The sequence below is a fragment of the Haloferax sp. DFSO60 genome, assembly GCF_046557615.1.
GTDB lineage: Archaea > Halobacteriota > Halobacteria > Halobacteriales > Haloferacaceae > Haloferax.
The window spans coordinates 593,614-612,337 of record NZ_JBKIII010000001.1 but is presented as its reverse complement, the minus strand read 5'-3'; the positions used below and the strand labels follow the sequence as shown (position 1 = coordinate 612,337).

General features: G+C 58.4%; 18 protein-coding genes and 3 tRNA genes. 7 read left to right on the top strand and 14 right to left on the bottom strand.

Annotated features, from left to right (window positions below; genetic code table 11):
• Positions 1 to 110: 110 nt before the first annotated feature.
• The 4 genes from ACK509_RS03210 to ACK509_RS03195 are packed head-to-tail and all read right to left on the bottom strand — an operon-like array spanning position 111 to position 2,587.
• Positions 111 to 761, bottom strand: coding sequence for a 30S ribosomal protein S3ae (locus ACK509_RS03210; protein ID WP_410765053.1), 651 nt, complete (start codon positions 759 to 761; stop codon positions 111 to 113).
• Positions 754 to 1,002 carry a KEOPS complex subunit Pcc1 gene (locus tag ACK509_RS03205; RefSeq protein ID WP_410765052.1) on the bottom strand — a complete coding sequence of 83 codons (249 nt, stop codon included), beginning with the start codon at positions 1,000 to 1,002 and terminating at the stop codon, positions 754 to 756. The genes ACK509_RS03210 and ACK509_RS03205 overlap by 8 nt, the downstream gene beginning before the upstream one ends.
• A complete protein-coding gene (locus tag ACK509_RS03200) occupies positions 999 to 2,114 on the bottom strand; it encodes an exonuclease (protein WP_410765051.1) in 1,116 nt (371 codons plus the stop codon). Before ACK509_RS03200 ends, ACK509_RS03205 begins: the two co-directional genes overlap by 4 nt.
• 5 nt (positions 2,115 to 2,119) lie before the next feature.
• Positions 2,120 to 2,587: a 30S ribosomal protein S15 gene (locus ACK509_RS03195; RefSeq protein ID WP_410765050.1), complete on the bottom strand. Its 468-nt coding sequence runs from the start codon at positions 2,585 to 2,587 to the stop codon at positions 2,120 to 2,122.
• Positions 2,588 to 2,810: 223 nt separating this feature from the next.
• Here ACK509_RS03195 and ACK509_RS03190 point away from each other — a divergent pair.
• The 3 genes from ACK509_RS03190 to ACK509_RS03180 all read left to right on the top strand — a co-directional run bounded on the left by ACK509_RS03190 (position 2,811) and on the right by ACK509_RS03180 (position 4,610).
• Positions 2,811 to 2,882: transfer RNA gene (locus ACK509_RS03190), tRNA-Ala, on the top strand.
• Positions 2,883 to 3,108: 226 nt separating this feature from the next.
• Positions 3,109 to 3,900 (top strand): universal stress protein, encoded by a 792-nt coding sequence (locus ACK509_RS03185; protein ID WP_410765049.1) that lies wholly within the window; start codon positions 3,109 to 3,111, stop codon positions 3,898 to 3,900.
• A 170-nt stretch (positions 3,901 to 4,070) separates the two neighbouring features.
• Positions 4,071 to 4,610: a helix-turn-helix transcriptional regulator gene (locus tag ACK509_RS03180; protein WP_410765048.1), complete on the top strand. Its 540-nt coding sequence runs from the start codon at positions 4,071 to 4,073 to the stop codon at positions 4,608 to 4,610.
• A gap of 87 nt (positions 4,611 to 4,697) precedes the next feature.
• Here ACK509_RS03180 and ACK509_RS03175 read toward each other — a convergent pair whose 3' ends face one another.
• Complete coding sequence (locus ACK509_RS03175; RefSeq protein WP_410765047.1) at positions 4,698 to 4,985, bottom strand: translation initiation factor eIF-1A; 288 nt, start codon at positions 4,983 to 4,985, stop codon at positions 4,698 to 4,700.
• A gap of 164 nt (positions 4,986 to 5,149) precedes the next feature.
• Between ACK509_RS03175 and ACK509_RS03170 the strand changes: the two genes are divergently transcribed.
• From ACK509_RS03170 to ACK509_RS03155, 4 genes are all read left to right on the top strand, one after another.
• A tRNA-Ala gene (locus ACK509_RS03170) sits at positions 5,150 to 5,221 on the top strand.
• Positions 5,222 to 5,620: 399 nt separating this feature from the next.
• A complete protein-coding gene (locus ACK509_RS03165; protein WP_410765046.1) occupies positions 5,621 to 6,082 on the top strand; it encodes a hypothetical protein in 462 nt (153 codons plus the stop codon).
• 165 nt (positions 6,083 to 6,247) lie between these two features.
• On the top strand, positions 6,248 to 7,624 hold the full coding sequence (locus tag ACK509_RS03160) for a metallophosphoesterase (RefSeq protein ID WP_410765045.1): 1,377 nt from the start codon (positions 6,248 to 6,250) through the stop codon (positions 7,622 to 7,624).
• Between the two features lie 87 nt (positions 7,625 to 7,711).
• Positions 7,712 to 9,214, top strand: a complete 1,503-nt coding sequence (locus tag ACK509_RS03155; RefSeq protein WP_410765044.1) for a hypothetical protein — start codon at positions 7,712 to 7,714, stop codon at positions 9,212 to 9,214.
• 21 nt (positions 9,215 to 9,235) lie between these two features.
• On the opposite strand, the gene ACK509_RS03150 is transcribed toward ACK509_RS03155, so the two are convergent.
• From ACK509_RS03150 to ACK509_RS03110, 9 genes are all read right to left on the bottom strand, one after another.
• On the bottom strand, positions 9,236 to 10,012 hold the full coding sequence (locus ACK509_RS03150; protein ID WP_410765043.1) for a hypothetical protein: 777 nt from the start codon (positions 10,010 to 10,012) through the stop codon (positions 9,236 to 9,238).
• Positions 10,009 to 10,464 (bottom strand): hypothetical protein, encoded by a 456-nt coding sequence (locus tag ACK509_RS03145; protein WP_410765042.1) that lies wholly within the window; start codon positions 10,462 to 10,464, stop codon positions 10,009 to 10,011. The genes ACK509_RS03150 and ACK509_RS03145 overlap by 4 nt, the downstream gene beginning before the upstream one ends.
• Entirely contained in the window at positions 10,461 to 11,387 is a 927-nt protein-coding gene (locus ACK509_RS03140) for a hypothetical protein (RefSeq protein WP_410765041.1), read from the bottom strand. The genes ACK509_RS03145 and ACK509_RS03140 overlap by 4 nt, the downstream gene beginning before the upstream one ends.
• Complete coding sequence (locus tag ACK509_RS03135; protein ID WP_410765040.1) at positions 11,375 to 11,989, bottom strand: hypothetical protein; 615 nt, start codon at positions 11,987 to 11,989, stop codon at positions 11,375 to 11,377. The genes ACK509_RS03140 and ACK509_RS03135 overlap by 13 nt, the downstream gene beginning before the upstream one ends.
• On the bottom strand, positions 11,990 to 12,466 hold the full coding sequence (locus ACK509_RS03130; RefSeq protein ID WP_410765039.1) for a hypothetical protein: 477 nt from the start codon (positions 12,464 to 12,466) through the stop codon (positions 11,990 to 11,992).
• Positions 12,466 to 14,508, bottom strand: coding sequence for a type II secretion system F family protein (locus tag ACK509_RS03125; RefSeq protein WP_410765038.1), 2,043 nt, complete (start codon positions 14,506 to 14,508; stop codon positions 12,466 to 12,468). The genes ACK509_RS03130 and ACK509_RS03125 overlap by 1 nt, the downstream gene beginning before the upstream one ends.
• A complete protein-coding gene (locus ACK509_RS03120) occupies positions 14,509 to 17,724 on the bottom strand; it encodes an ATPase, T2SS/T4P/T4SS family (RefSeq protein WP_410765037.1) in 3,216 nt (1,071 codons plus the stop codon).
• Positions 17,725 to 18,210: 486 nt separating this feature from the next.
• Positions 18,211 to 18,283 (bottom strand) — tRNA-Arg (locus tag ACK509_RS03115).
• A gap of 83 nt (positions 18,284 to 18,366) precedes the next feature.
• The gene (locus ACK509_RS03110) at positions 18,367 to 18,621 is read right to left on the bottom strand and encodes a twin-arginine translocase TatA/TatE family subunit (protein ID WP_410765036.1); all 255 of its coding nucleotides are present in this window, start codon (positions 18,619 to 18,621) and stop codon (positions 18,367 to 18,369) included.
• Positions 18,622 to 18,724: the final 103 nt, after the last annotated feature.

Sequence of the window (18,724 nt, the reverse complement as noted above, 5' to 3'; positions counted from 1 at the left end):
CCGCTCTTCGTGGAATAACCGCTCTTCTCTTGCGTTCGGTCACTGCATAGCGCAGTCGCTCAGGACGCGGGCGGTGCAAAAAGCGTGAGAATCGGCGTCGCAGAGACGACTTACTCTTCGTCGTCTTCGATTGCGACGTCTTCTTCTTCGATGTCGACAGCGGCCTCTTCTTCGGCTTCGACTTCCGACGGACGGGCTTCGAGGCTGAACTTCTGGACCTCGACGCGGCGAAGCGGATAAATCTGCTTCGCGTCGGCGTAGATAGCCGAGGAGAGACGACCTTCGACGATGCTGTTGATGAGCTCGTTGAAGGTGTGGTTGACTGCGGACTCGCGGGTCAGTTCCGTCATGATGCGACGGATTTCCTGTTCTTGGCTGCGGTCTGCCTTCTTGGTCGTGAAGGCGACAGGCTGAATCTGGACGCGGTAGTCGTCCTTCGTCAGCACCGTGACGTTGGCCTCGACCTTCGAGGCACCACGGCGGACGAGACTACGAAGGTAGTCTCGGGTGAGTTCTTGCTGGACGAACTCGGTGTAGGCAGCGTCGCTGCCGACGTCGTTCACCTTGAAGATGAGTTTGACGTTGTTTGCGCCTTGGTCGTTGTTGAGTTCGCCAAGGGTGGTTTCGACGGTACGGCCGTAGACCTTCTCAGGCTCGTTGGCGAATGTTTCGCCGAGTTCCTGACGGTCAAAGTTCTCGGGAGCGATGAGGGTGTACCATCGCTTTCCGCGCTTCTGCTTCGAGACGGATCGTTCACTCATGATTTGTGTCTGTGTGCGTTCTGGTGGCGTCAATAACGGTCTGTGCGACCGTGACATTGACGACGTAATCATCGACTGTGGACTGGAGTCCACCGGTCGAATCGCGTTCAATTGTCGCAACGAGCGTGTTCCCTTCGACGGATGTGTGCATCGAGTCGGTGTTGTCCGGCGCGACTGCCGCACGGACGACCTCGGGGTCGTCGTGCGTCGTTCGCAGGCGTGCGCGACGAGTCGAACTCATCGGCGCACCTCCCTGACTGCCGAGACGATATCTTTCGGTTCGACCGAGGGGTCGAACGAGAGCGTGGCTTCCGCGGGGCCGCCAGTCGCCGTTGCCTCACCAATGTTGGTCGCAGCGGCGGCGAGTTGGTCGTCGAGTCCGGCAGGGCCGGTCGAAACGAGTGCGGCGGCACCGGTTCCGACTGCAAGAACAGTCGGTTCGGGTGCGCGGAAGTCGCGGGCGAGACGCGCGACAGTCGCAAGCCGTCCGGGCGAACTGAGGTCGCACGAGAGCGCATAGAGGCTCTCGTAGCGGCCAGTCGTCGCGCCATCGAGGGCGGCGTGGACTGCCTGTGCGTGGTCGCGCCACGCGTTCAACGCTGTCTCTCCGACATCGTGACCCAGTGCGAGCGCGATTGCAACGCCCGGCGTCTCGCGAACGGTCGCATCGAGTACGTCGGCGAATCCACCGACGGTTTCGAACGGGCCGTTCGGCGTCACGTCCGGGTGAAGGATGCGCTCGACGGCGGTTGCAGCCTGCGACGTTGCGTCGCCAGTCGTCACATCGAGTGCGACGGCGGAGGCAACGCGGCGGTGTGCATCCGCGTCGAGGTCGGTCGGGAGCGACAGGTCGGCGAGCATCGCCTGTGTCGCCTCGCGGTCGCCAGACCACGGCGCGTGGACGAGCGTCGAGTGGGCGAGTCCGTCGGCGAGGTCTGCCGTTGGGACAGCCACACCGGGTCGAGACTCGACTCCTCGCTCGGCCATCGCGGTTTCGAGGTCGGCGTCCGGTTCGACACCGCTGGCGTGGAAACCAGCCAGTGCGCAGACCGGGTCGGGCTCGACGCCCAGTTCGCGGACAACTGTTGTCGCGTCCGTGGGGTCGAGTTCGAGGTCGGACGACTGGTCCGACGTACCGATAGTCACCGTGAGGTCGTTATCTGTCGCGGCTTCGGGGGCACCGGTTGCCCGAATGCGGAAGGGAACGTTCGACGTCGAGAGTGCCCGACCGATGACGCCCGCAGCGGCGACGGCCGCACCGCTGGCGTGGACGCGAAGACGAACGAATGTCGCCTCGCTGAGCGCAGCGGCGGCGTCGGAAGCGGGCGTCTGTTCGGCGGGACTCATCGACATCTAGCTTATCCTTCGAGGAGTTCGACTGCGACGTCGTAGCTGTACGTGAAGTCCTCGTCGAGCTTGTCGCCACGGTAGTAGGCGACCAGACGGCGAATCTTCGACTCCGTGTTCTGGAGTGCGCGACGGTTGGACTTGTCTTGCTGGTTCTCCTCCATGTGTTCGCGGAGGCGAACGGCGCGTTCCATCAGGTTCCGGAGGTCCTCGGGGAGTTCGGGTGCTGCGTCGTTCTCTTCGAGGATGGCGGAGACCTTCTTGCCGGTTGCGAGCTTGACGTTAGGGACGGGAACGCCCTTGACGCCTTCGTCGCGCAGGGAGAGACCAATCTGGCTTGGGTCCTTACCCTGTTCAGCAAGTTCGACGACGCGTGCTTCGATGTCGCTTGCGTCGACGTCGCTCCACTCCGGGGCTTCGTCTGCCACCGGCTTGTCCGAACCGGACGAGCCACGGCGGCGGGTGTGCATTCGTGCCATTGTTGCGGGTTGGAACCGCACTGACCGCAGAAACGAGTACCCCGCAGTCGCATACACGACTACTGGGGCACTACCGCAATCCCAAGCCCAAAACGGGCGAGTCAGATTTGCGGCCGTGCTGGATTCCCGTCGAAGTGTCCACACTCGGCGGGTTAAATCGTTTCGACTCGTCGCCACAGAGAATCGAAGGGCTTCTAAACGACTGGTGGCTCTATCGTTGTGAGGGCTCGTAGATCAGGGGTAGATCACTCCCTTGGCATGGGAGAGGCCCCGGGTTCAAATCCCGGCGAGTCCACTCACTTCTGTTCGGTCGTTTCACTCCCTCCAGTCGTTCGTGGACTCGCCGACGTCACGTTCGCGCTGCTCACGTGACTCCCGGCGAGTCCATCAAAATTTGTCCAGACCATCGCCGACCCCATTCTAAATGGGTCAAAACGCCACAATCCCAGTACACTCAAAATCCACTGACAGTATTCAAATTGCTGACAATTTCTATCTTATACGACGGCGTACTTTCTCCGATGACCCGAAATGTACTGGTGCCGGTAGATGGCGGACCGCTCGGAATTGAGACGGTCGAACACGCAATCGAGACCTTCCCGGATAGCGAATTGATGCTCCTCTACGTCATCGACCCGCGCTACACTGCTGCGGACGACGACGAACTGCACCCCGACCGACTCTTCTCTGACCTCGTTGACCTCGCCGAACAACGACGAATTTCAGTTCGAACCGAGACGCGAGTTGGACACCCGGGTCGTGAAATCGTCGAATACTGCGACACGAACGACGTTGACGAAATCGTGATTGGGAGCCACGGGAAAGACCACGATGCACGAATTCTCTTGGGGAGCGTCGCAAAACGAGTGACGAGGCGAGCGCCGGTGCCTGTCACTATCGTTCGCCCGAACCAACGACACGGGTCGCTGCACTCTCTCGTCGCACTGGACCACTCTGAACAATCACAGAAGGCACTCGAGTACGCACTGGCCAACTTCCCCGACACAGAACTCACCATCTTGCACGTCGTCGAATCGAGGGGACGACACCGCGAGAGCGCGGACGAGGCGGCGGCGCTGGTGGCCGATGCACGAGAGAAGGCACTCGACCACGGCGTCGAGGTACGGGCCGTCAGCGAGGATAGAGGCGAAATGAAACCAGCACGCGCAGTCCTCGACTACGTTATCGCGAACGACGTGGACCACGTGATTGTCGGGAGTCACGGTCGCTCCGGGGCGTCTCGAATCTTACTCGGGAGCGTCGCAGAGTCGATTTCGAGGCGTTCACCAGTGCCGGTGACCGTCGTTCGATAGGTGGGGGCCGTCAGCAGACTTGCTCCAGCGAGTCACTCCTTCTCACTCCAATGAATCTCTCAGCGAGAATATCTCTCGTGTTCGCTGACGTATCTCTCGTGTTATGGGAGTACGAATGGTGGACTCCACAGAGCCGTAGGATACTCGGTACGGTTACCCTTGCGCTCGTGATGGTGTTAGCGGGGTGTATCGGAGTTGGCGATGGCTCGACGAACGACGCGAACGAAACAACACGCGAACAAGTGACAGAACCGGATGAGACGACGCCCGAAACAACTGTCGAACCGACCGACGAGTCAACTGATGAATCGACTGATGAGCCCACTGCTCAGCCGACCGATACACCTCAGACAGAGACGGAAGCCGCTGGTAATGGAGACACCGAGTCGAACAATCTCGGACCGACTACATTGCTGGCAATCTTGGCGGTCTTCTTTCTCGGGTTGGTCGCCGTAGGGGTTCTACGAGGGAGAAATCGCTCCTCGACAGATGAATCGCGTCAGGCGCACCCCGCCCACCCCGACAGTGAGAGAGTAATCTCGCTCTTACACGAGAATAACGGGCGGATGTTCAAAGACGTCCTCGAAAAGGAACTCCGATGGTCGCCCGCACACACGCAGCGAGTCCTCGATGGACTCGTGGCAACCGGCGACGTTGAGCTCGAAGCGACTGCCGATGGAACGTTAGTCCACTCCGTGGCGGCCACGTGAGAGTTGACTACGCCGAACCTCCCACGGCTTCGCTATCGGAATCGAAGTCACATGTGAATATCCAAAGAATTGACCGGTTTTCTCGGGCTAAATCGCCACGGTGCCGTCGCCACGTAGTTGTATCGCCACCGTTTCGTCGTACCGCCACGTGACGTCGGCTCTGTTGTCTTCCCAACTCCACGGTTCGGCGAGGACGAGGTCACCTTCGTCGATCCAACTTTGCCTGCGCATTTCGCCTGGGATTCTCCCCGCTCGTTCTATGCCATCGCTGCATTCGAGGCGGACACCTCCGAACCCGGTTAGCTCGGACACCACCGCAAACACCTCGGTCCCCGTAGGCAATCGAATCTGTGGTTGCCCGGATTCAGAAGTCATCCCACACTGATGGAGCCGAACCATGATAAATCATGGTATGTTATAACAAACTGTGCTTTCGATGATTGCTTTGATGGACGAATGTCGCACCGCGACACCGTGGCAGAGGTCGGTCGATTCGAAGCCCTTATTTATCCCAGCGGGAAAGTGTGGGATGCGTTAGAGGGCTCGTAGATCAGGGGTAGATCACTCCCTTGGCATGGGAGAGGCCCCGGGTTCAAATCCCGGCGAGTCCACTCACTTCTGTTCGGTCGTTTCACTCCCTCCAGTCGTTCGTGGACTCGCCGTACTCCCACTCGCGCCGCTCGCGGGAGTCCCGGCGAGTCCACTACCTTTTGACGATACCATCCGTCGAGACGTGAGTCCGATAGGACTTCGTCTCGTTCTTTCGGTGTCGTCAAAGTCGTGACTGTTTGAGACGGGATTTGAGCAGCGAGCAAATCTCTGATTTGCGAGTGAGTTCAAATCCTGTGAACCAAGTTCACAACCTTCGTAAACCTCCGGTTTGCTCAGTCCCGTCGAGTCCACTATTTTCCGCGACGACACGCACTGAGCAACGGTTTCCAGACCGCTATCCAACGGTGTTGGCCACAGGTGCCCGCAAAAGATATGTTGATATCTCTGAATGAATTCACATGAGCTACCACACACCCACGAAAGCAGGTGTCGGGGTTGCAGGGGTTGGTCTCGCTCTCTCGTTGCTCGTGACGGCGTTGCTCTTTTTCGTGCCGGAGTACGTCCTGTCCGGCAGTGCAAGTGACGCGTACCTCAGTACGTGGACACCTTCTATCATCGCCGTCGGGAGCGCTCTCAACCAGTACGGACTGGTGGCGCTCAGCGCGGGACTTGGTTATTACTTACTGGACCGGAGTCACGACCCACAGAGCGTCATGGTTGGATTCGTCATCGGCGGACTCCTCCTCGGCGTCGGCACTGAACTACTCAAAGTGACCCTTCCATCTCTCGTTTCGGGCGGCCCGGCGTACAGACCCTCGATAGTCACCCACATTCTCGATGTCGTTCGACTCGGTGGCCGTCTCGTTGTCGGCGCGTCCGTCGGTGTCGTCTGCAACTGGGCTGTCAATCGCTCCTTCTAAGCGAACGTCGGTTTCGGCGTACAAATTGCCTCACGTGAACTCGCCGGGTTTCCTGTCATTCAGCAAGAAGTGGAACTAGGAATATGTCGCTCCTGCACGTACTTTTCGCGGAGACTCTGTCGGTGTCTCGTGTTCGTTCGATGTACCGACCGACTCTGTGATTACATGGCCTCTGATACGACAGACTCCCCGACACAGTTCTACTTCATTAGCGACCTGCACATCGGCGGCGACGAGCAACTGGAGGCGGTCGATTTCGAAGACGAACTTCTCGCGTTTCTTCGCGACCTCGAAGCCGAAGGTGAGAACACCGAACTCATCGTCAACGGCGATGCCTTCGGGCTGTGGGAGTTCACGGAACTCGAAGGCATGGAGAAGTTCGACGCACTCGTCGAAACCTATCCAGAACTCTTCGCACAACTCAAAGCGACCGGCGAACACATTCAAATCACGTTCATCCCCGGTAATCACGACTACGAACTCGCGTGCTACCCGGAGTACGTCGAGCGATTGGCCGAGTACAACGTCACGCTCGAACAGGAAGTCGTCATCACCCGTGACGTCGGTGACCGTGTCGTCTGGATCGAACACGGCCAACAGCGCGACCCGAACAACAAAAGTCCCGATTTCGGGAATCCGTACGCCAATCCGCCAGGATATTTCGTCAATCGACACATCACGAGTCGTGCAGGAAAGCTCTCGGGCCGGGGGAAGTTCAACTGGCTCAAAGATATCCAGTCAGTAACGCCGATGACCGAAATTCCCGATTGGATGATTTCGAACTACTTCTACCGCGAGATGAGCCCGTTGCTCCGATATGCAGTGCTTCCGTTTCTCTTGCTGTTCAACGTTAGTCTCCTCTACCTCGCCTTGTTCATCCTCGCAATCACGGGAATTTGGACCGTTCCGATAGAACTCGTCGACGACGCAATCCGATATTTCGGCTTTCTCGGAACGCTCCTCGATATCGTTCTCGTCGTCAATATCGTCATCATCGCACTGCTCACGGTACTTTCAGTCCCGTTGTTCTTCTTCATTCGAGATGCGCGAAAGACGCTCGAACGATTCGGGCTGATAGACCTTGGAAAACCAGAAGAAGTCGCAAACACCTACATCGAGGGTGCCCGTGAGGTGTTCGACGCACACCCTGACGTTGCCGTGTTTCTCTACGGCCACACCCACCGGGCATCACTCACGGAAATCGGTGGTCGGGTCGTCGTTAACACTGGAACGTGGCTGAAGCGACTCCACCGAAAATCCGTCATGTTCGGTCTGCTGCCGTGGGTGTTCTATCCCTCGTTCCTCTTGAACTACTTCCGAATCACCGAGGAAGATGGGTCGGTCGTCATCGAGTATCACATCGTGGACAAGTCGAAACCCGCGGACTTGTCTCTCTTAGAGAAACTCTTGACTCGAACGCCGAAACTGAACGCATCGATTCCCGAGTGTACGGTTATCGACGGCGACTGGGACAACCAACTGAGCGAATCGCACGCGTCTTCACGTGAACAGGTGTCTTCGACCGACCCCACCAACGATTGAAACTACGTCGAAGAGTCGAATCTGTCCAGTTTTCTGACTGTCATATAGCCAATGACGTTTTTACCCCTGCGGGTGTTGTACCCTTCAATGACGAGCCGCCGGGTCCCGTGGCTGTATCGTGTTGTCCGCGACCGGACAGCACAGACCTCACCAATCGCTGTCGTCCTCCTCCTCGTTATCACTATCGCGGGGACAACAACTGTCATCACGCTCGGTGGACAGGCTATAGAAGAAACCAAACAGGAGTCGCGACTCTCGCGAGCAGAACATACGATGACGCTGTTCGACTCGCGTGTCGCAGTCTCCGCACTCGGCGACGCCCAAACCCAAAAGATGTCGCTCGGCGGTTCCGGAGGTGGTCAGTACGTCGTCAACGACGACTCAGGCTGGATTCGAGTCACACACCGAAACTTCAGCGACGATGGGACTGACGCGGTCATCTACAACGAAACGTTAGGAAATATCGAATACCGTGATGGCGACACCACGATTGCCTACGAAGGTGGCGGCGTTTGGCGAACGCAGGCCAACGGAACGTCGATGGTTTCGCCACCGGAGTTCCACTATCGCGGGGCGACACTCACACTCCCAATCGTGAGAGTGGGCGGTTCTGGTGCGGCCGCAGGGAACGTGAACGCTGAAGTGAAGACGACCAAACAAGCACAGCGAATCTATCCCAACGAATCGACGACGTATCCCAGCCTATCGAGTACGTACGATAACCCCGTGAGCAACGGCACGGTGTCGGTCACGGTCCACAGCGCGCACTACAAGGGTTGGGCGTCGTTCTTCCGCTCACGAACTGAGGGGAACGTTACGGTCAACGACGCGAACCAAACCGCGAGCGTCGAACTCGAAACGCTCGGACTCGTCGGAGAGTTCCAGATGCCGAACGAGGACACCTCGCTCGATATCCGCGGGATGGCAAACGGCCACAACGTCTCGGCGTTCACGATTACGCTCGCCAACGACCAACACCTCCAGAACATGGAGTGGGGAATGTACTACGACGGCGAGAAGCAAGACCTCGAACTCCACGTACAAGCCGACGAGAAGTGCCAAGCAGACGATAGTTACGATGGCACGATGGACGTCACCCTGTACTATGCCAACGAGAGCGGGCAGTACCATGGGTGGCAGGCCACGGGGGTTGACCCCAATACGAGTCCGCTCGTGAATATCGACTGTGCGAAAGACCCCACCGAGATTCAGGTCAACTTCACCAGCAACGAACTGATGACCTACGGCGACATTCCGAAACAGAGCGTCGGCAACCGTAACAAGTGGCACTTCGGGCCGGAAATCAAAGACGGCGACGCGTACAGCTCGGTGACGTTCGACGAACACGCCATCGACGGTGGCCGAACGTTCACCGACGGCAATACGGAGCAAATGGACTTCCTCACGAATCACTACTTCTCCATTATCGCACCGGAGTTCGAACTCACAGTCACTGACGGGCCGGGGAACAGCCAAAGTGTGGACGAAAGAGGGTCGCGTGGGAACCTCGTCTACGACCAAGCAGAAGGCGGCCAGTTCATCACGTTCCTCCACATCACGGAAAACGAAGTCGAAGTCGACGTCAACTAAGCTACTCGGCGACGTTCGGGCTTAGTCGGAGAACATCACGTCGACTGTCGTCGAAACGACGTACACTCGTTCTGCATCTTCGACGTGGCACGACACTTCTGGCAGGTCGTCTGGCGTGGCGGGCGCGACGACCGGGTCGCAGGAAACATCGTCGTGACGGAGGAGTTCGTCTCGCCACAGATTTGCCCGCGGCGACCGAATCGTGATGTTCACGTCGTACTGAGTGCTGTTCGACCGCGCAGCGAGGACGCTCGTCGCTGCTTTCTCACCGCGGACGAGGAACGTTCCTGACCCACCGACGGCGAGGGATGCAGACTCGTCCGGGCGAGTGACGAACGCCGGAACGAGGACGCGTTCTTTCGTGAGGACGAGCGATGGGCGGCGAACGAAGGTGCCGCTGTCACCGCGAGTTCGCAGGAGACTATCGAACACGTAGACGAGTGTCTCCTCGCTGGCTTCAGTTTCGTAGACGATAGGCGAAACTTCGTACGTGTTGGTGAAGTTGCTCGTCGGGTCCGTCGTCGATTCACCGTAGATGGACACCTCGATTGGGTCTGCGAGATATAACTGTGCATCTTCGACTTTCACTTCGGTTGCACGACTCGGGGCACCGCGGTCGGCGATGTCCTCCATGTTGTCGCCGAGGATGTCGAACGCGCGTTCGGCGTTGTTGATGCGCTCGACGTCTCGAGTCGATTGGAGGCCATCGAATCCTACCGCCGTGACGACGCCGATCGTCGAGAGGACGATTGCGAAGACGAAGATGAATCCGAGCGTGTCGCTCACTGCACGATTCATCCACTCACCTCGATTTGGGGCGATGCGTCGTCGTAGGTGATGACAACGTCGCCACCGGTGGCACTCCCCGGAGCGAGCGCGATATTCGTCTTCACCGGAACGGTAACCGTAACGTCCGGGTTTTCCGACGTGAGAACGAGTTGGTTCGGTGTCCCCGAGTTGAGTTCGATTGTGTACGTCGTCCCGGCCACTCTCGCTGGGAGTTCGACGGTCGTTTCGAGACTCACATCACCGCTCACTGACGCGGTTCTGTCTGCTGCCTCTATCCCTGCGGCGAGTCGGTGACCGACCACTTCGAGTTCCGTTTTCGTGACTCGCTCTCGCTCGTCCGAAACGAACCCGCCGCTTGCGACCATCAATCCCGAGATGAGGATGACGGTAATCGAGAGCGTCAGGACGTAACTGAGCGTGGTCGAAACACCGCGCGTATCGCTTGCGAATGGCTTTCTCATGCTATCTCCCCCGGTGCGATACGAACCTCGCGTTCGACTCGCGTCTCGCCCGATTGAAACACGTACGAGACGTCTACGGCATAGAGTGCTGGCTCCGAAGTTGGGCCAGTATCGGGGCCAAACAGACCATCCCACGCCTCGTCGAACGCAGTGTATAGGTCGTCGGTGTAGAGTTCGTACGTTCCGACAGCCTTCGAGCCTTCTTCGAATTCGACGGTGAGTGTCCCATCGAGGTCGTCGTGAATCGCATCGAGCGCCGAACAAGGTTGGCGGCCAAGCATTCCATCAGTCACATCGATTGTGACGTACTCTCCTGCCCCAACAGGAGTCTCGCAGGTCGAGACTCCACTGGGTGCGTCCACGGTGACGATGACGTGCGTTGCGTTGCGCGACAGTTCGGTCGTCACAGTGTCGCTCCCGTCGTCTAACACGAGTTCGAACGGGTCTGACCCCGTCTCGAGCGAGTTACGCGAAACGTTGAATCGAATGCCACGAACGTGTTCGTTCGTCGAGACAGTCCAGTCGTCGCTTCCGCCAGTGAAGTCCAGACTGGCGTTCGACTGTGCGATTCGTGTTCCTCGCGTCTCGTCCACTCGTGTCGTGTTCGTCACTCGGCCACGGGCAGCACCCAACGTCGCCGTCGCCGAACTCCAGTTTTCGTAACTGCTGTCGAACTTCGTCTCCAGTTCGCCGTAGGTGCCACCCTCTCGATTTACGGCATCGAGTAACCCACCAGTCCCCTCTTCGAGTGCTTCACCGTACGCGTTCGCATCAGACAGGTGTGTATCAGTCGTCCGTGTCGCGAGATTTTCGGTGTAGATTGCGGTGTTCAGCGTCAGTGCGAGCCCGACGAGTAACACTGCGATTGCGAGCGCCGCTACGAGCATGAGTTGCCCGCGTTCGTCTCGCATCACATCCGCCATACGACCACCTCCACTTCGATGACACCGTAGAGTGTGCCGGGGTCGGCATCGGGCGTGTAGAACATGGTTTCGGACCCAGCATCGACCTCACCCAACGTCTCCGATTGTGCGACCGTGCTTCCACTTCCGTCGGGGGCGTAGAGCGTGTCGTTGTCGTAGAGTGTAAGAAACCGAGTTTGGGAGATAGCGTGGTCACTCGGTTGGCCCATGTAGACCATTCGAATGGTCCGGCGGGCCTCGCTGTCGCGGAGGTAGTTGACGTAGACGTTGAACGCGATACCGTTGGCTAAGAACGTCTGGTTCAACATCTCACCAAATGCCGTCGGCGGCCCGCCGTCGATGTAGTAACCTTCGGCATCTGCATCGCGGAACGTGCCGTTTTGTGGGTACGTGAGCAGTGCCGTTCGCTTGAGCGTCCCGTTCTCTGCGGCCGCGGCGAGGAGGCCCTCTGTGATGGCTGACTGCTGGTTTTCGATGTGTTGGCTGGAGGTACTCGCAGTCAGTGGAGTGACTGCGGTCACCTGCAACGCGAACGTGACGCTCGCCAAGAGTACCGTCGCGGCGACGAACGCTTCGAGCGCGTGTGCTTGTGCCCGGGCCATTCACCACACCTTCACACTGAGTTTGTGTAGTTCGCCGTCGAAGTAGACCGCTCGACGGGCAGAGACAATCGTCGTCGAGGACGGAACCGCCTCACCGGTCTCAGCGAGAGTGGTTCCCTGTTTGGAGAGGGTGATGTTCAACCCATAGCTGTTGCTCAACCCGGTTGCTGTGTGCGGGTCTGGGTCGCCGTAGTGACAGTCTCCTGGTGGGTCACCGTCGAAAAAGGCCATCGTACACGTCTCGTTGAGAATGCTCGATTCTCTGTCCTCTGTGAGCAAATCTTTCGTTAGCGAGTCTGCTGCTCGATTCGCAACTAACGGTTGTTCTTGACTCGCATCGAACGGTTGGAGAATCTGCGGGACGGTCCCGACAATCCACGCGACGGTGATGAGGAACAATCCGATACCGATGGCGAAGTCGATGGTGGTCTGTGCGCGATTGCTTCGACCCGTTCGAGAGTGTTGCGACCGACACATCAGCCAACCACCGTCCACACGGCCAGCGCGAGCGTCTGAAGGATGACGACGAATTTGACCCCCGCCAACAAGTTCGCGTTACGGATGTACCCGCTGATGAACCCTGAAAGCACCGCCTGAATCGTCACAGCGTGGAAGAACAGCAGCGAGAGCAGGTCGGGGTCGATAGAGCCACCGAAGCTCGGGCCGCCGGACGCCGAGCCGCTCGAACTGGCGGCTTGCGAGGTCAGTCCCGCCATCACGTCGAGGAACTGCGTTTTGAGAATCGCCATCACGGCGAGGAGCGTCACGTAGGTCATGAGGATAATCGCGACCTGCATCCGGGTACGAGAAATCCGTTCGCGCATGATGTCGTCCTGATTCTCGGATGCCTGTGCGGCAGTCGTCAGCACCTCCGTAATCTGGCTGGACGCCTCCTGTGCTTTCGTGATGAGTTTGACCGTCCGAGCGAGGCGCGGGATGTGGTACTTGTTGTTGAACTCGATGAGCGCCTCTCGAAGGCTCATCCCGTAGTGGACCTTCGCGTACATGATGTCGAACTCGTCGGCGAGTTTCCCCGACGACGTATCGGAGACGGTCTTGACAGATTCGAGGAGCGTCTGCCCAGTGTCGTTGGCGCTGGACAGTTTTCGGAGGTTGTCCGAGAGCTTCCCCGTAATGGCGTTCCGCGAGTGGACGTTCCACTCGTGGAAGAAAGTAAGCGGGATAGCAATCAGGTAGATTGGCACGTACATCCAGATGAACGTCCCCCAAACGGGGCTTGCAATCATTCCTTCCCACGTCGTCGGCGCGGTTCCGCCGAGAACGCCAAACGTGAGTAGGACGAGCGCCGCCGGGAGCGTCAGTGCGAGCGTAAACAGTGGGTGCTGCTTGAAGAACAGGTGTGGCTGACGCAGCAGTTCTTTCGTCTTGAACGTCCCTTCGCGGTCTTTGATACGCGAGAAGAGGCTGAACTCACCGACGTACGACTCGATGAGTCCCATGTGAATGAGGCCTTCTCGTTGCACACCCTCCAGTCGGTCACTGCTGTCGGCCGGGTGGAGATAGCCGTCACCCAACTCGTCTTGCTTGACCGTCGAAACGAGGACGAGAAAACCGACGCCAGTCAGTGGAATCAACCCGTAGACGGTCGCGTACAGGAGTTCCTGCTGGGCTTTTCCGAGCATGCTCATGATGACGAGAATGATGATGAGAAGGAGGGGAAACAGCGAGAGCGTCATGTACATCTCGCCGAACAGTTCCATCGTTTCGAGGGTCTGTTCTTGTTGTTGCTTGGCCGTCCGCAGGTGTTTGTCCTTCTTGTCGTTGAGGAAGCTCTGCATGTCGCCACCGGAGTTGACGATAGAGAGCATGTCCGTGAGGAACTGCGAGAGTTCGTCCGAGGGCGTCGTAATCGCTTGTTGGCGGATGGCGTTCCGGTAGTCGGTCCCGAAGTACTCCGTCTCTTGGACGATGCTCTGGAACTCGCGTGAGACTTCGCTGTAGGTGTCTTCGGCCATCGCCATCGCCTCCAAAATTTCGAGTTGGTTCAGACCGCCGACCGAGAGCGCGTACATGAACGAGATGGCGTCTGAAAGGAGCATGTTGATCTCGCGGTTGCGTGCCGACGCTGTCGAGTACGGAATGGCGACGAGCGTCCCGAACCCGAGACCGAATCCAATCGACCCGAAGACGAGTCCAGAGATGACGATGGCGACCGGTTTGGCGAGCGAGCGAAGAAGGTTCGCAGTCGATTCACTCGAAACCGGAATCCCGAGACTCAACGAGTTCGCTGAGAGGATACCGAGCGCGAAGAGGCCGTAGCCGATGAGCGTCCCAACAATCCAGAGCGAGAGTCCGACGAGGACGCCCACCGCGAGCGCCCGCGACAGGTACAACTCGACGGTATCGGGCATCCGAGCCTGCTTGAGTTTCGTATCGAGGTCGTCGACGAACTCGCCATTCTCGTCGAACAGGAGTTGGAACAGCGGATAGAATGCGTCTCCGAGTGCGTCAGTGCCCCGGTCGAGACCCGATGAGTTGTCCGCATCGACGTTACTCATCTATTCGTCCTCGCCTGCTGTATCGTCCGCTTCTACTGCAGTGTCTCCGTCTGGACGCGACTCCGCCGACTCTGAGTTGTCTGTCTCCGAGTTCTCTGGCGATTCTGGGTCTACGTCCGGCTCGGCAGCTTTGAACCCACCCCATCCTTCGTCACCCTCACCGCTGGTATCTTCGACTCCTTCGTCCTCGAACGCGCTGAAGAACTCATCTAAGTCAACGTCGTCGTCTGGGGCGGGGAAGTCGGGACTGTCTCCGGGTATCTGGTCTTGGAGTGCATCCCAGAGGTCTTCGTCCTTTCCGGATTCGAGTGCAGGCGTCTCTTCTTGACCGTCGAGCGACGACGGTCCGTCGTTGCCTTCGAGTTCAGACGGTGAATCACCTTCTTCGAGGCTGTCGCGTTCGACTCCCTCGTCGAGTTCGGCGTCGTCGGTTCGTTCTTCGAGTGCCGTGAGTTCGTCGCGAACGCCGGGTTCGGCCTCGACGTCTGGTTCGCTGTGCATGTCACCGAGGGCGTCCGAAACGTCGCCGACAGGTTCGTCTCGATAGTCGTCAAAGAGTTCCTCTTCGGCGCGTTTGAGAATCTCCTTGGCGAGTTTGAGGACGTGTTCCGGTGGGTCTGGCCGCGGCACCATCGCTTCGCTCTCGGGGTCGATGTTGATGTGAACCGACTCCATCTCCCGAAGGTCTTCGAGACTCCGTTCGAGTTTGTCGTTCGCCATCAGGCCGATGATGGTGTCCTGGTCGTTGATGAACGCCTGGAACGTCGCTGCGACTTGCGTGTAGGTGTTGAGACCGTGGACGATGAGGTACGCGAGAACGACTTCTCGCTTGAAAACTTCCAGTTCGAGCGTCTCTTGGTCCCAACCGCGGTCGAACTTGATCTCCTCGATGGTGTTCGACGCACCCATCTGGAGGAACTCGTCGGTCTCTGCTTGCCACTGGTAGACGTCCTGAACGTTGATTTCGTCGTTCTCGGGGTCGTAGTGGTTGATTTCGGTGAGCGACTTGTTCCGGCGCACCTTGTTGCCGCCAACCCGCGTCGAGGTCTGAATCGACACGAGGTCGAGCGCGGTGAACATCGTCTTCGAGACGTTGATGGGTGCGGTCGTAAATCGCTTCAGAACCTCGCCAACGGAGTCCGCGTGGAACGTCGTGTACGTGGTGTGACCCGTGGACATGACCTGGAACAGCGTCCGGCCTTCTTCACCACGAATCTCACCCATAACGATGTAGTCAGGGCGTTGACGCAGTGCCGCTTCGAGTAGGTCGAACTCGTCCACGTCGCCTTTGTCGTCGTCAGCGAACGACGGGCGCGTGACCGACGCAATCCAGTTGCGCTGTGGGAGTTCGACCTCGCGGGTGTCTTCGATGGAGACGATTTTCGTGTTCGACGGGATGAACAGCGACACTGCGTTCAGCGACGTGGTCTTCCCGGATGCGGTACCGCCTGCGAAGATGAGACTCTTGTCGTTCTCGATACAGAGCCACAAGAACGCCATCTCTTCGAGCGAGAACGTACACCAGTTGATGAGGTCGATTGGCGTGAACGGAACGTCCTTGAACTGGCGGATGGTGTAGTTGGTCCCGTGGTCGGACACTTCTTTGCCGAGAGTGAGTTGCGCACGCGATCCGTCGGGGAGCGTCGCGTCAACTTGCGGGCGACGCTTCGAGATACCCTTCCCAGAGCGCTGGGCGAGTTTCACGACGAAATCGTCGAGTTCGCCGCGACCGTGATAGACGTTCGAGATAATCTGCTCGTAGTCGGAGTGGTAGACGAACACCGGCGAGTTGTAGCCGTCACACGAGATGTCCTCCACGTTGATGTCGTGTTTGATGCCGTCGATGCGTTCGTAACCGATGAAGTCGCGCCGAAGGAAGTACTGGAGTTTCTTGACCTGGTACTCGGTCAAGTCAGAGGAGTCGTCTGCGAGGACGGCGGGTTCCGGTCGCGCCGCGATTCCCTCGATACCACCGAGTTGTTGGTCTCTTCGTGTCCCGGTTCCGTTCCCACCGAACACGCCACCGAGACCAAGCCGTTCACCGAACCCACCGAAGAGTCCGCCGCTGGCGGCTGACGTAGGTGCCGGTCCGTCGTTGGCCCTCTCGGACGATTCGGACTCCTCGTTTTCCCCGAACATGCCGCCCAGACCGAGTCGGTCGAGGAGGCCGGGGGTATCGGATACGTCGTCTGCATCGTCAGTTTCAAACGTGGGTGCTGGGCCGTCGTAGAGGTCGTACCGACCGAGCAATTCGTACGTCTCCGATTCGATGACCTGTGCGCGATTGTCGTTCCCGCTGACGATGCTCTCGTCGTTGTACTTGATTGCCGTCCGCAGTTTGCCGGTGAGGAACTCCGTCAGGTCGTCCTCGATGCGGTTCAGATACGGTTCGACGAGGTAGTACTTCGTCTCATTCTCCTTCGAGGAGTGGAAGATGATGACGAACGCGAAGGGCTTGTTGACCCAGTAGCGTTCGACCTCTTCGAAGTGGGTTTTCTTCTCCAAGGCGACGGTCTTTTCGAGGTCGTAGCGGTTCACAAGCGTGGTCGTCCCGTCGGCACTCGTGAAGAACTCGTCTTCGTCGAAGTCGGTCTTGGTGTTGACTGTGCGTTCTTCGACGAGTTCGTCGAGTTCGTCGGCGCGCTGTGTACCGTGGGCGAGTACGGCCCCGATGTTGTCGGGGTCGAAGCCGAGTGCGTCTTCGGCGTCGAAGCGGACGATGTCTCCGTCTTTGTCTCGGGGGCGCGAGCCATCGTCTTCGTAGTAATATTCGCGCTTGTAGTGTTCCCACATCCACTCGTCTTTGACGACGGGTGTCGTTTCGGGGTCACAGAACGCCTCGAACTGTTCGTGAATCTTCGTCGCGTGCGCGCCGCGTTTCCCGACGAATGTATCGACGTCTACCGGGTGGAAATCGAGATATGGTTCGGGGTCGAGCGACACATCCTGCCAATCTCGGCGAGTCGGACGCTCGATTGTTTCTTCTTCGGAACTCCCCCACCGTGAACTGCCCGGCGCGTCGGTGCGCGTCCGCGGATCAGTCCCATACAGTGCTTCGACATCACCCTGTTCTCCGAACTCGTCGAGAAAATCTGCCCACGTATAGTCGCCGACGCGGGCGTTCGGCGCGTCTGCGTGGACGCCGGAGTCCACGGGGTCCTCCGTCTCACCCTCCAACGGTTTGGGTTCGGATGCTTCGGCGTCCTCGGTTGCCATGCTCTCGGGATATTCGGGGCAGTGGAAAAGTCTTTTTCTCGGAATAGTTATACTTTAATGACTGTTTTAAGTAGTGTTTTTATACACCTTTATCATGGGTCTTAGTACGGATTTTCTACCAAGTCCTTGTTTAAATCAGGCATTTATGGGGGGGTAAAACGGCATTTCTTTCGCCTCAATTCGCGCTCGTTATCTAAGCACCATTACTGTGAAGGGGTCTCACCAGCAGGTGGTACCGGTTGAGCCACCCACTGCAAGTCGCGCCCGGTTCGTCACTACTGCTTACTGTCGTTCGCAGAAGGTGACGGACGTGACGGGACTCCCGCGAGGCTCGCCGAGTGGGAGTCAGGAACGCTCGCTGAACGAACGAAGTGAGTGAAGCGGGCGTGACGGGATTCGAACCAAGACGAGACTCGCTACGCTCGCCTCGTAGGGGTGCGAATCCTGCGGAGCCGTTTTTACGGCTCACTGGTGTTCGCCGAAAAACGGGCATGGCGGGATTCGAACCCGCGATCGAGAGGTTAGGAACCTCTCGCCCTATCCACTAGGCCACACGCCCCACAGAGAATTGTCTCTGAGGGTGATAAAAATCGCGTGATTCGACCCCTGTGGGGGCCGTGGAAACAGGAAGAGGAGCTGCGGTTACTGCTCTTTCGCCGTGGCGGACTCGGTGGAAGCCTCGCTGGTTTCCTCTTCGTCGTCGCCGTCATCCATCTGCTTCAGTTCATCTTCGATTTCTTCGCGTCCACGTCGGAACTCGCCCATTGCTTGCCCGGTCGACCGTGCAAGCTTCGGAATCTTGTTCGCCCCGAACAGCAGTACGAGTACGAGGAGGACGATGAGCAGCTCCGGCCCGCCCGGGAGACCCGGGAACAGGGGGGTAATGGTCTCGAACATCGCTATTTCTGCGTTACCCAGTGGCAATTATAGGCTTTTTGCTCGCTGGCTCCGATTTGTACCGCTTTCGATGAAGGTATACCTTCCTGACCAAAGGATTACC